Here is an 11,832-nt window from a genome sequence, read left to right on the forward strand (position 1 = left end):
GCAGAACATTGATCCATAAATGGAGCAATCATTGGAATATCTGAACGACATGGCCTTGTTTGTTGAAGTGGTGAAGGCCAAGGGTTTTCGCGGTGCCGGCGAAGTGCTGGGCATCCCGAATTCAACGATTTCGCGCCGGATCGCCGCGCTGGAAAAGGCCATCGGCCTGCGGCTGCTGCATCGCACGACCCGCAAGATCGAACTGACCGAAGCGGGCCAGATCTACTTCGAACGCTGCAAGCGCATCATCGATGAAGCGCGGCTGGCGCATGAACAACTGGGCGGCATGCTGGCGCAGCCGACAGGCGTGCTGCGGGCTTCGCTGCCGGTCGATTTCGCACAGACCTACCTTGCGCCCTTGATCGCGGAATTCGCGCAACGTTATCCCGGCATCACCTTTGAGCTGGACCTGACGCCTCGCCTGGTCGACTTGGTCAGCGAACCATTTGATGTGGCGATACGCATGGGTGAGCTGGTGGATTCGCAGCTGATCGCGCGCCAGTTGGCGCTGCTCACGCCCAAGTTGTATGCCTCGCCGGGCTACCTTGCGCAGCACGGCGAGCCGCACACGCCAGCGGACCTGCTACGCCACGCCTGCCTCGGCCTGGCCAAGTCCGCTACCTGGACCCTGCTACGCGATGGACACAGCGAGCCAGTTGCTGTGGGCGGGCGCTTCGCCGTCAACAACGTGGGCATGTTCCGGCGCCTTGCTGCGCTCGACATGGGAGTCATCCTGTTGCCGGAAGAAGTCGTGGCCGATGATCTTGCGGCAGGACGCTTGCAACGCATCCTGCCGCAATGGCATGGCAAGCCCACGCCGGTGTATGCCTTGACCGAAACCCGCCTGGTTCCGGCCAAGACGGCGCGCTTTATTGAGTTCCTGCGAGAGCGCCTGGGGCAAGCGGGCTGAGCTCCTCCTTGCGGCTGTAGGCCAGGCGGTACAGCAAGGGCAACAGCAGCAGCGTCAGTGCGGTGGAGGACAGGACGCCACCTATCACCACGGTCGCCAAGGGGCGCTGGACTTCCGCGCCGGTACCGGTCGCAATCGCCATCGGCACAAAGCCAAGCGATGCCACCAGGGCCGTCATCAGCACCGGCCGCAAACGCACCAGCGCGCCGTTGCGCACGGCGTCGGCCAGCGGCTGCCCCTGCTCACGCAGGCTGCGGATGAAGGAGATCATCACCAGGCCGTTCAGCACAGCGACGCCGGACAGCGCAATGAAGCCGACTGCGGCCGATATCGACATCGGAATTCCCCGCATCCAGAGCGCGAAAATGCCGCCGGTCAGCGCAAATGGAATGCCGGTAAACACCAGCGCGCCATCGCGGGCGTTGTTAAACATCAGGAACAGCAGCGCGAACACCAGGGCAAGCGATGCCGGCACCACTACCTTCAGGCGTTGCGCAGCATTCTGCAGGTTTTCGAACTGCCCGCCCCAGGCCAGCCAGTAGCCGGCCGGCAGCTTCACACCCTTCAGGATAGCCTGCAGCGCTTCTTCGACGAAGGAGCCGATGTCGCGGTCCTGCATATTGACGGTCACCACCACGCGGCGCTTGCCCTGTTCGCGGCTTAGCTGGTTCGGGCCGGGCGCCGTGTCGAAGGTCGCAATCTCGGCCAGGGTGACGTAGGCTGGGCGTGCGCCCTCCTTCTTCGGCAGCGGCACCGGCAGGCGCTTGAGCAGTTCGATGTCCGAGCGCAGCGCTTCCGGCAAACGCACCACGATGTCGAAGCGGCGGTCTCCCTCGAACATGGCGCCCGCTTCGCGGCCTGCGGTCGCAGTGGCGATCAGCTCCTGCACTTCGGCGATATTCAGGCCAAGGCGCGCGGCCCGTTCCCGGTCGACCTGGATCTGCAGCATGGGCAGGCCGGTGGTTTGTTCGACCTTGACTCCGGAGGCGCCCGGAATCCTGCCAAGGATGGCGCCGATTTCGGCAGCCTTCGCATTCAGCACATCGAGGTCGTCGCCAAACACCTTCACCGAAACATCGCTGCGAACGCCGGAGATCAGCTCATTCACGCGGAGCTGGATCGGCTGGCTGAACTCATAACTATTGCCCGGCAATTGCTCCAGCGTGTCGCGGATGGCGGCCAGCAGTTCTTCGCGGCTGCGCTTTGGCTTCGGCCATTCCTGCTCAGGCTTGAGCATGATGTAGCCGTCCGAAATACTTGGCGGCATGGGGTCCGAGGCGATTTCCGCCGTGCCTGTGCGGGCAAAGACGTTGGCAATTTCGGGGAACTTTGCCACCAGCGTTTTCTCGATCTGTTGCTGCATCTGTACCGACTGTCCCAGGCCGGTGCCGGGAATGCGCACGGTCAGCACAGCGAAGTCGCCTTCGTTCAGGTTGGGCACGAACTCGGTGCCAAGGCGCGTCGCCAGCAGCGCGGACAAGGCCAGCACCAGTCCCGCCGCGGTAAACACTACCGGGCGGTTGGCCATCACATAGTCCAGCAGTTCGCCGTAACGGCGTTTGGCTGCCAGCATCAGGCGACCTTCTTCCTCGCGTACCGGTTTGTTCATGAACAGCGCCACGGCGCCCGGCACAAAGGTAATCGAGAGCAGCATGGCACCCAGCAAGGCCGTCACGACGGTGAAGGCCATCGGGTGGAACATCTTGCCTTCAATCCCGGACAGCACGAAGATCGGCAGGTACACAATCATGATGATCAACTGCCCGAACAGCAGCGGCCTGCGCGCCTCGTGTGCGGCGGCAAACACTTCCGCAAAGCGTTCCTCGCGCGTCAGCGGCCGTCCGGCATGCTGCTGCGCGTGCGCCAGGCGCCGCACGCAATTCTCTACGATCACCACGGCGCCATCGACGATGATGCCGAAATCGAGCGCGCCCAGGCTTAGCAGGTTGGCGCTGACATTATTGGCCACCATGCCGGTGAAGGTGAACAGCATCGACAGCGGAATCACCATGGCCGTAATCAGCGCCGCTCGCATATTGCCGAGGAAGAGGAACAGCACGCCGATCACCAGCACCGCGCCTTCCAGCAGGTTGCGCTTGACGGTGTCGATCGCCTTATCCACCAGCACCGTGCGGTTATATACAGGCGTCGCCGATACTCCGGCCGGCAGGCTGCGGTTGATCTCGACCATCTTCTTGTCGACTGCCAACGCCACTGCGCGGCTGTTTTCGCCGATCAGCATGAACACAGTACCAAGCACCACCTCGCGCCCGTTGCGGGTGGCTGCGCCGGTGCGCAGTTCGGCGCCGACGCCCACGGTCGCCACGTCGGCGATGCGCACGGCCACTCCGTCGATGGTGGAGACCACGATATTGCCAATGTCTGCCACGGACTTGAGCTGGCCGGGCGCGCGCAGCAGGTATTGCTCGCCTTCCTTCTCGATATAGCCAGCACCGACGTTGCCGTTGTTGCGCTCCAGCGCCGTCACCACGTCCGACAGGTTCAGGCCATACGACGCCAGCTTGGCCGGCGTTGGCGCGACCAGGTATTCCTTGTCGTAGCCGCCGATCGAATTGATCTCGGTGACACCGGGCACGTTGCGCAGTTGGGGCTTGATGATCCAGTCCTGGATCTCGCGCAGGTCGGTCGGCGTGTAGGGCGTGCCGTCCGGCTTGCGTGCGTTCGGCGCTGCATCCACCGTCCACAGGTAGATTTCGGACAGGCCGGTGGCGATGGGGCTCATGGTCGGGGTCAGTCCGGCCGGAAGCTGGGAACGCGCATCCTGGATGCGCTGGCTGATCAACTGGCGGGCGAAGTGGATGTCCGTGCCATCCTTGAATACCACCGTGATCTGCGACAGGCCATAACGCGACAAGGACCTGGTCTGCTCAAGGCGCGGCAGGCCGGCCATCAGCGATTCGATCGGGAAGGTGATGCGCTGTTCCACTTCCAGCGGCGAGTAGCCGGCGGCCGCGGTGTTGATCTGCACCTGGACGTTGGTGATGTCCGGCACGGCGTCGATCGGCAGCTTCTTGTAATTGACCGCGCCCAGCACGGCCATCGCCAGTACAGCGAACATGACCATCCATCGGTGGCCGATGCAGGCCTGGATAATTCGGCTTAACATGGCTGCTCCTTAGTCTTCATGCTCGGCAGCGCCCTTGCCCTGCTCCGCCTTGATGGTGAAACTGTGGGCGGCGGCATACTGCGCATCCCTGCGCAGGCCGGCAGTGATCTCCACCAGCTTGCCGTCGGAACGGCCGACCGTGACAGGTACCGGCGTGAACGCCTGGCCATCGCGCTGGAAGACGACCTGTGAGCCGTTCAGCACTTGCAGCGCTTCCTTTTCCACCGCGACCGGCACTTCGGCTGAACCGGTGATCACGTCGACATCCACGAACAGGCCGGGACGCCATGCCAACTCCGGATTGTCCAGCACAACACGGGCGCGGGCGGCGCGGGTCTGTTCGCCGATCAGGGCGCTGACAAAACTCACCCTGCCTTTGACTGCAGCGTTGGAGGCAGCCGAGTGCAGAACGGCCTCCGTGCCGACCTTGACGATTTCGAGGTCCTTCGCAGGCACCACGACTTCCGCCCATACCTGGCGCAGGTCGGAGACCGTGAATACCTTGGTTTCCGCGCCGACCGCCTCGCCAACTGCGATGTGCTTGTCGACGATCAGGCCATCGAAAGGCGCCCGGATTTCGAGCCGGTTGTATGGCCCCTTGCCGGAACCGCCAGCGCCGATGGCCACCAGCTTCTGGCGCGCATTCTGCACGGCGATGCTGGCTTCATGCCATTCCTGCTCCGCTTTCAGGTAGTCCTGGCGCGCCGAGACCTTGTCTTCCCAAAGCTTCTTTTCGGCCTCGTAGACCGAGTGGGCCAGCGCTGCACGCTTTTCGGCGGCGGCCAGGCTGCTGCGCTGCTCGGATACGTCGGCACTGGCCAGGACCGCCAGCAGATCGCCCCTGCGTACCTGCTGGCCGAGATTGGCCTGCACTTCCTGCACAATGCCGTCCACGCGCGGCGTGACGTGCGCAGTGCGATCCTCATTCAGCTTGACTTCGCCCGGCAGGCGGACGAAGGTTTCCAGGCGCGCCGCGCTGGCCGTACGCAACTGGATATCGGCCGCAGCAACCTGCGCGTCGGTGAACGGGATTGACTGCGTGCCGGCAGGATGTTCCTCGTGGTGTTCGCTCGCCTCGGCACCGGCTTTCGCGGCCGGCGCGATGCGCTCCCAGCCCAGAACTGCGCCCGCAAACAGGGCGGCAACGGCCACCATGGCCGCAATGGTGATTTTTTGACGCTTGTTCATTTTGAATCCTTGATGTCCAGGTTGCCAACCAGCTTGGCCAGGTCGGCCCGGGCGCGATAGAAGTCCGAAATGGCCCGCAGGTGCTGGCCCTGCGCCTGCACCCAGGTGCGCTGGGCATCGAGCACTTCGACGTAATTGAATTTGCCGGCTTCGAAGCCTTTCATCGCCGCATCGGCAGCATATTGGGCGCCGGGCAGCACGTCTTCGCGCACCAGGCGTTCCTGCTGCACGGCCGCCTGCATGCGGGCATGGGCCTGCCTCGCCTCTGCACGGATGCGCTGGCGAGTCGCTTCCAGCTCCGCACCGGCCTTGTCGGCACGGCGTTGCGCTGCCAGGATCGCGCCCTGGTTGCGGTTGAACAGCGGCAGCGGAACGGACAAGCCGATGATGTTCTGGCGGACGCGGTCGCGTTCCGGCCCTTCACTGCGCTTGCTGCCGACGATCAGCGAAACGTCCGGCATGCGTGCGGCGCGCTCCATGCGCAGGGACGCCTTGCCCGCCTCGACTTCGGCAATGGCCCGTTCGATGGCTGGCGCGGAATCAATCAGGTCTTCCAGCTGTCCGGCGGGGAGTCCGGCTTCGGCTGGCGAGGCAGGCGCCGCCAGCACCCCGATTTCGCTCCCGGTGTTGCCGAGCAGGCTGGCCAGCCTGATACGCGCCTCGTCCAGTTCGCGCTGCGCTGTCACGCCTTCGATGCGCCAGTTGGCTTCCGCCACGCGGGCACGCGCCTCTTCCACCGGCGACACCTTGCCCGCCAATACGCGGCGCGCGGCTGCTTCGCTGGAGCGGCGCCCGCTTTCGCTGACCTGCATAGCCAACGCAACATGCTGCTGCGCGAGCCAGGTTTGCTGGTAGGCGGCGACCATTTCCGCCTCGATTCGCGCCCGGCCGGCGGCCAGGTCCAGCGCCGCCGCACGGCTGCCAGCCTGCGCCGCCTCCATGCGCGCGGCGCGCTTGCCGCCCAGTTCAAGCGGGATTGATAGCTGGACGGTCGAAGAACCGCCCTCGCTGGATTTCCCTTCGCGCAGGTAGTCCAGCGAAGGATTTGGCGGCAATGCTGCCTGTCGTCCGGCTGCGTCGACGGCAGCGACTTCCAGCGTCAGCGCCCGCAGTTCGGGATTGCCTTGCCGCGCACGTTCCAGTGCTTCGGCAAGCGTCAATGATGGTTGCGCCCACGCGGGGGCCAGGCAAATGGCCGCCAGCAAGGGCACGCAAATGGCTTTCACGATTTTGCTCCTTGATGATTGATGGGGAACGGCTGCATGCGGCAGCCGGATCAATCAGCGGAGCCTGTCGGGACGCGGAGGAATGTCCGGGATGAAGGAATGGAAAGGCGGCTCCGGCGAAGACACTGGAGCGATCGAATCGACTTGCTGGCGCCCATCAACCAGGTTGGCGACAAACGGCGCATGCGAATGATGGCAGAAGTCGCACTGCGTGCAGCAGGCACTATCCGAGCCTGGCGAATCGGCCGTCGCAGCCAGATGCTCGTCGAGCTGCGACACATTGATTTTCAGGCAGCAGCTATCCGTCGCCGCCAGCGTCGCCTGGAGCGGCAGCACTAGTAACAGCAGGATAACGAGGAAGCGCCGGATATTCATTTGGCCAAGATTATAACAAGCGGCGCCCCGGTTCGCTGACGTGCAGGAATTTCGTCAGGATGTCGCGCGGCGGCGCCACCGAGATATTCTTGAGCACCTGACCCACGTTGCCGCGGTGATAACCACCATGGGTAATCACATGCATCAGCATTTCTTCGCGCGACATCTGGCCGGTGTCGCCGTCGGTGAACCTGAACTGAAGCCTTGCGGACAGCGCAGCTTCATCCAGGCTGGCGACATACTGCTGGTACCAGCCGTCCGTTTCGATGACCGCGGCGCGCAGCTCCGCCAAAGGCGGCGTGGCCCTGGTGTTGGTGGCCTCGTAGCCATGCGCCTCCCCGAGCAGGTGCGCGCGGAAGATCCGGTCGACGACGTAGATGTGATTCAGGGTACGGATGGCGGTGTGCAGCTCTGCTTCCGAAGTAACGGTCGCCAGCACGTCGAACAATTCGACATTGGCCCAGGCCTTGTAGTCGAACAGTGTTTTGAGGATGGAAAGTGACATGGTTTTCAAGTTTGGTTAGCGATAGCGGCGCAGCAGCCGGTCGATGCTGCCATCGGAGACCAGGCCGCCGATGGCGCGCTGGACTTCGTCGAACGGGATTGCAGACTTTTTCGAGAACGCACATTGCGCCTTGAAGGGATCAAACTCGAAGTCGATCCGCAGCTTGTGTTGCGGCTCTGCGCGCATCAGGTATTCCGCCGTCATGCGGCCCATGATGGCGTATTGCATGCGGCCATGCTGGATCTTCGAGATATTCAGCTCCATCGAAGGCGCATCCTCGCGCACGAACGCACGTCCCAGCGCGGCATCGATCATCGAATAGGAATACCCCAGCACCGTGCCGACCGGCTTGTTGGCCAGGTCGGATAGCGCCCGTACCGCAGGCGCTTCCGGCCGTGACACCAGCACGCCCGCATCGGGCATCAGCGGCTGGCTCCAGTTGAAAGTGCCGGGCAGCCAGCGCGGCAGTACGTAGCAGACGCCATCGGCGCGGCCGCTGGCGAGGTATTCGGCCACCCGCTTGGCGGGAACGCTGATGTAACGGGCCTGCCGCCCAATTCGATGCGCAATGCCGTCGCCAAGGTCCTTCAGCAAGCCATCGACCATCTCCCCGTCCTGGAAACGGGACAAGGGCATATTGTGGTTGGTCGCGGCGATAAACACCACCTCCCCCTGGCCAGCAACTGCTGCAGGGCTCAAGGCAAGCAACAGGCAGGAAGGCGCAAGACAAGAACGTAACATAAAGACATGATATCAGACGAGCTTGACCCAAGTCATGGATCATGCTCGGCAATCGGGCGCACACTTGTACCAATATCAACACAGGAGGACATCATGTCTTACCGCACCATCGTAGTCCATGCCGACCGCGCGGCCAATGCCGAAGCCCGCATCGCGCTGGCGGCGGCCATCGCCGCGCGCGAAGAAGCCCACCTGGTAGGCGCCGCGATGACCGGCATGCCGCGTTCGATGCTGGCAGGCCGCAGTTACGAAGGCAGCGGCGTATTCCTGGCCGACTACCTGCGTCGCGCCGAGGAGCGCGTGCAACTGGCGCTGGAGCAATTCAAGTCCCAGGCCGACCGCCTTGGCGTCCAGTCTTTCGAAGCGCGCAGCAGCAACGGCGACGAATATGCCGGCCTGTGCATGCAGGCGCGCTACGCCGACCTGGTGGTACTGGGACAGGCTGCAGCCGCCGACGACAATCAGGATAGCCTGCTGCCGGACCTGCCGGATTACGTGCTATTGAATTGCGGCCGCCCGGTGCTGCTGGTGCCGCGTGCCGGACGCTTCCCGACCATCGGCATGCGCGTGATGGTGGCCTGGAACGGCAGCGTGGAGGCGGCAAAGGCCGTCACCGCCGCCCTGCCCCTGTTGCGCGGCGCGGAGCAGGTCACGCTGGCGGTGCTGGGCAATAGCGCCGATACCCTGGGCGAGTCCCCGGGCGCCGATATCGCTCTCTATCTGGCGCGGCATGGCGTCAATGTGGAAGTCCTGCGCAGGCCAGAGCCGGCCGATCCCGGCGCAGCGATCCTGTCGCTGGCGGCCGACTTCAACGTCGACCTGCTGGTGATGGGCGCCTACGGCCATAGCCGCTTCCGCGAAATGATGCTGGGCGGCGCCACGCGCACCATACTGGCAACGGCGACGCTGCCAGTATTGATGGCGCATTAATTACGCAGTCAGCACGCCGCGGCGCATCTGGTCCAGCTCAATCGACTCGAACAGGGCTTTGAAGTTGCCTTCGCCGAAGCCCTGGTTGCCCTTGCGCTGGATGAACTCGAAGAACACCGGGCCAAGCTGGTTTTCGGAGAAGATCTGCAGCAGCAGGTCGCCCGGCTTGCCGTCGATCAGGATCTTGCGCTCGCGCAGGGCCTGCAGCTGCTCGCCATGGCCGGGGATGCGGCGATCGACCAGTTCGTAGTAGGTGTCTATGGTGTCGAGCAGCTTCACGCCGGCGCTGCGCAGGCTGTCCACGGTCGCGTACAGGTTGTCGCTGCCCATGGCGATGTGCTGGATGCCTTCGCCGCGGTACGCATCGAGGTATTCCTGGATCTGGCCGGCGCGGTCGGTGCCTTCCTCGTTGATCGGAATGCGCAGCTTGCCGCAAGGGCTGGTCATGGCCTTCGACTTCACACCGGTCACCTGGCCTTCAATATCGAAATAGCGCACTTCGCGGAAATTGAACAGGCGCTCGTAGAACTCGGCCCATTCGCCCATGCGGCCGCGGTGCACGTTATGGGTCAGGTGGTCGATGTAGGTCAGGCCATGGCCTTTCGGGTTCTGGTCGACTCCCGGAATCGGTTCGAAGTCCACGTCGTAAATGCTGATATTGCCGTTGCCTGGCCAGCGGTCCACCAGGTAGATCAGCGAATCGCCGATGCCCTTGATGGCCGGCAGGTTCAATTCCATCGGGCCGGCCTTGCCCTCAAAGCCCCACGCGCCAAGGCGCAATGCGCGCTTGTAGGCATAGGCCGCATCTTTCACGCGGAAGCCGATGGCGCAGACCGACGGGCCGTGCAGTTCGGCGAAGCGCTGTGCGAACGAATCCTTTTCAGCGTTCAGCAGGAAGTTGACTTCGCCCTGGCGGTACAAGGTCACATCCTTGCTGCGATGGCGCGCCACCGCGGTAAAGCCCATGGCTTCGAAAGTCTTGCCCATTGCGACTGGGTCGGGCGCCGCGTATTCGATGAATTCGAAGCCGTCGGTGCCCATCGGGTTATCCCACAGTGAGTCGGTCATTTGCTGTCTCCGGAAAAGTGTGTAGATAACGGATATACTACGCACCGATTCTGGATTTTTTGCGCATTATGAACGCCGCATCCCGCTAAATATGCGCATTTTGCGCACAACCGTAGGAATAATGATGATTACCGTCGACCGCCACGACCTGTCCCTGCTGAACGAGCTTCAACGCAATGGGGAAGCGACCAACGCCGCCCTGGCTGAAGTGCTGCATTTATCAGTGTCGCAGGTGGGGCGGCGCGTGCAGCGCCTGCGCGAAGCCGGCATCATCGACCACTATGCGGCTGTGCTGGAACCGACCACGGTGGGGCTGGACGTGATGGCCTTCGTCCATATCACGCTGGACCGGCACGGCGAGAAGCGCGGCGACGCCTTTGAAAAAGCGATCCGCGACGTGCCGGAAGTGATGGAATGCTTTTCCGTGACCGGCGAAGCGGACTACGTGGCGCGCGTCGTATCGCACGACCTGGCCTCCTTCGCCGACCTGATGATGAAGGAAATCCTGCTGCTGCCCGGCGTGGTCAACGTCAAGTCCAACATCGCGCTGAAAAAGATCAAGCAGTCTACTGTGCTGCCGCTGGAGCACATCGTGCGGCCGAACCCGCGCAAGCAGCGCATCGAGTTCGCCCGCACATGACCGTGCCTATATCTTGAAATCGTCGAACGACACCCGCTGCGCGCCCTGCTCCTTCAGCATTTCGCGCGTGGCATGCAGCATTGCCGGCGGCCCGCAAACATAGAAGTCGCAATCGCGAGCCTGCGGCTGCTGCGCAAGAAACTCGTCGCGCACCATTTCGTGCACCTTGCGGCCATTGTCGGACAGCACCACGTGCCAGCTGAAATGCGGGTAGCGCTGCGCCAGCTCGTCAAACTCGTCACGATACGGCACTTCATCCGCACCACGCGCTCCATACCAGAAGCGTACGGCTTCCTTCGCGCCGGATTCCAGCTGCGCGCGAATCATTGAGCGTAACGGCGCCATGCCGGCCCCGCCGCCGATGAAGACTTTTTCGTTGCGGCCCCGGCGCAAGGCGAATTCGCCAAACGGGCCGTTGAACGCCACCTGATCCCCCTCCTTCAGGGCGTGCACGTACGACGAGCCGATACCACCGGCGACATGACGCACCAGCAGCGTCACGCAGCCGCCGGCCTGTGCGATCGGCAGCGACAGCGAATAAGACCGGCGCAAGGGCTTGCGGGGGCCGATCAGCCCGCGCCCACGAGGAATGTGAAGCTGCACGTAGCTGCCGGGGCGGAAATCGGCGCCTGCTTTCTGGTCCGGGCGCAGCATTACCTCGCGCAGGGTCGGGGTGATCTCGCGCACGCGCTCCACCGTTGCCGTGCGGCTGACCATCAGTGCCGCACCATGGCTGACCGCGATTTCCATATTGGAGGTCACCGCCATGCCGCAGGCCAGCCGGTGGCCGCGGCGCAGGCGCTGGTCGGGAATGTGCTCGCCGTCGGATGACGATGCAGGCGGCGCGTTATGGCAGGCACGCACCTCGCACAGCCCGCAGCTTTGGCCGCCGCCGCAATTGGACGGCAGCTGTATCCCCGCTCGCGCCAGCGCATCGAACACCGAATCGCCGTGGCGGGACTTGACGATGCCGATGCGCTTTCCACCCTCATCAAGCACGGTCACCTGACGCGCCGGCAGCAAACGCGCCGGGACGAAATCGTGCAGGCGCAGGCTAGTGCACAGCAGCCATACGCCGGACAGCGCCATCCACAAGCCGCCCAGTGCAGCCATCAGCAGCAG

General features: G+C 63.6%; 11 protein-coding genes. 3 read left to right on the top strand and 8 right to left on the bottom strand.

What is annotated here, in order from left to right; translation table 11 throughout:
• The first annotated feature begins 31 nt into the window (after positions 1-31).
• Positions 32-910 carry a LysR substrate-binding domain-containing protein gene (locus ACN9MZ_RS19300; protein ID WP_426338568.1) on the top strand — a complete coding sequence of 293 codons (879 nt, stop codon included), beginning with the start codon at positions 32-34 and terminating at the stop codon, positions 908-910.
• Here the strand turns inward: ACN9MZ_RS19300 and ACN9MZ_RS19305 are convergent.
• Genes ACN9MZ_RS19305 through ACN9MZ_RS19330 form a run of 6 tightly spaced genes read right to left on the bottom strand, consistent with a single transcriptional unit; the run spans position 870 to position 8,030 of the window.
• Complete coding sequence (locus tag ACN9MZ_RS19305; RefSeq protein ID WP_426338569.1) at positions 870-4,037, bottom strand: efflux RND transporter permease subunit; 3,168 nt, start codon at positions 4,035-4,037, stop codon at positions 870-872. The two genes, ACN9MZ_RS19300 and ACN9MZ_RS19305, sit on opposite strands and share 41 nt — an antisense overlap.
• 9 nt (positions 4,038-4,046) lie before the next feature.
• Entirely contained in the window at positions 4,047-5,225 is a 1,179-nt protein-coding gene (locus ACN9MZ_RS19310) for an efflux RND transporter periplasmic adaptor subunit (RefSeq protein WP_426338570.1), read from the bottom strand.
• Positions 5,222-6,451 (bottom strand): TolC family protein, encoded by a 1,230-nt coding sequence (locus ACN9MZ_RS19315; protein ID WP_426338571.1) that lies wholly within the window; start codon positions 6,449-6,451, stop codon positions 5,222-5,224. The genes ACN9MZ_RS19310 and ACN9MZ_RS19315 overlap by 4 nt, the downstream gene beginning before the upstream one ends.
• A gap of 54 nt (positions 6,452-6,505) precedes the next feature.
• Positions 6,506-6,826, bottom strand: coding sequence for a hypothetical protein (locus tag ACN9MZ_RS19320; RefSeq protein WP_426338572.1), 321 nt, complete (start codon positions 6,824-6,826; stop codon positions 6,506-6,508).
• Positions 6,827-6,836: 10 nt separating this feature from the next.
• Positions 6,837-7,331, bottom strand: coding sequence for a DinB family protein (locus ACN9MZ_RS19325; protein ID WP_426338573.1), 495 nt, complete (start codon positions 7,329-7,331; stop codon positions 6,837-6,839).
• A gap of 15 nt (positions 7,332-7,346) precedes the next feature.
• On the bottom strand, positions 7,347-8,030 hold the full coding sequence (locus tag ACN9MZ_RS19330) for a substrate-binding periplasmic protein (RefSeq protein WP_426338574.1): 684 nt from the start codon (positions 8,028-8,030) through the stop codon (positions 7,347-7,349).
• 135 nt (positions 8,031-8,165) lie between these two features.
• Here ACN9MZ_RS19330 and ACN9MZ_RS19335 point away from each other — a divergent pair, with 135 nt between their 5' ends.
• On the top strand, positions 8,166-9,002 hold the full coding sequence (locus ACN9MZ_RS19335; protein ID WP_426338575.1) for a universal stress protein: 837 nt from the start codon (positions 8,166-8,168) through the stop codon (positions 9,000-9,002).
• Here the strand turns inward: ACN9MZ_RS19335 and hppD are convergent, their stop codons facing one another.
• Complete coding sequence (hppD, locus tag ACN9MZ_RS19340) at positions 9,003-10,070, bottom strand: 4-hydroxyphenylpyruvate dioxygenase (protein ID WP_426338576.1); 1,068 nt, start codon at positions 10,068-10,070, stop codon at positions 9,003-9,005. It lies immediately after the preceding gene.
• Positions 10,071-10,191: 121 nt separating this feature from the next.
• Here hppD and ACN9MZ_RS19345 point away from each other — a divergent pair, with 121 nt between their 5' ends.
• On the top strand, positions 10,192-10,710 hold the full coding sequence (locus tag ACN9MZ_RS19345; protein WP_426318437.1) for an Lrp/AsnC family transcriptional regulator: 519 nt from the start codon (positions 10,192-10,194) through the stop codon (positions 10,708-10,710).
• Positions 10,711-10,716: 6 nt separating this feature from the next.
• Here the strand turns inward: ACN9MZ_RS19345 and ACN9MZ_RS19350 are convergent, their stop codons facing one another.
• Positions 10,717-11,823 (bottom strand): NADH:ubiquinone reductase (Na(+)-transporting) subunit F, encoded by a 1,107-nt coding sequence (locus tag ACN9MZ_RS19350; RefSeq protein WP_426342935.1) that lies wholly within the window; start codon positions 11,821-11,823, stop codon positions 10,717-10,719.
• Positions 11,824-11,832: the final 9 nt, after the last annotated feature.

The sequence above is a fragment of the Pseudoduganella sp. S-14 genome (assembly GCF_049913285.1).
Classification (GTDB): Bacteria; Pseudomonadota; Gammaproteobacteria; order Burkholderiales; family Burkholderiaceae_D; genus Rugamonas.

What these genes read in the sequence shown, in the direction of transcription:
- ACN9MZ_RS19305 (WP_426338569.1), bottom strand. Translation starts at nt 4,037, where the DNA reads ATGTTAAGCCGAATTATCCAGGCCTGCATCGGCCACCGATGGATGGTC.
- ACN9MZ_RS19310 (WP_426338570.1), bottom strand. Translation starts at nt 5,225, where the DNA reads ATGAACAAGCGTCAAAAAATCACCATTGCGGCCATGGTGGCCGTTGCC.
- ACN9MZ_RS19320 (WP_426338572.1), bottom strand. Translation starts at nt 6,826, where the DNA reads ATGAATATCCGGCGCTTCCTCGTTATCCTGCTGTTACTAGTGCTGCCG.
- ACN9MZ_RS19325 (WP_426338573.1), bottom strand. Translation starts at nt 7,331, where the DNA reads ATGTCACTTTCCATCCTCAAAACACTGTTCGACTACAAGGCCTGGGCC.
- ACN9MZ_RS19335 (WP_426338575.1), top strand. Translation starts at nt 8,166, where the DNA reads ATGTCTTACCGCACCATCGTAGTCCATGCCGACCGCGCGGCCAATGCC.
- hppD (WP_426338576.1), bottom strand. Translation starts at nt 10,070, where the DNA reads ATGACCGACTCACTGTGGGATAACCCGATGGGCACCGACGGCTTCGAA.
- ACN9MZ_RS19345 (WP_426318437.1), top strand. Translation starts at nt 10,192, where the DNA reads ATGATGATTACCGTCGACCGCCACGACCTGTCCCTGCTGAACGAGCTT.
- ACN9MZ_RS19350 (WP_426342935.1), bottom strand. Translation starts at nt 11,823, where the DNA reads ATGGCTGCACTGGGCGGCTTGTGGATGGCGCTGTCCGGCGTATGGCTG.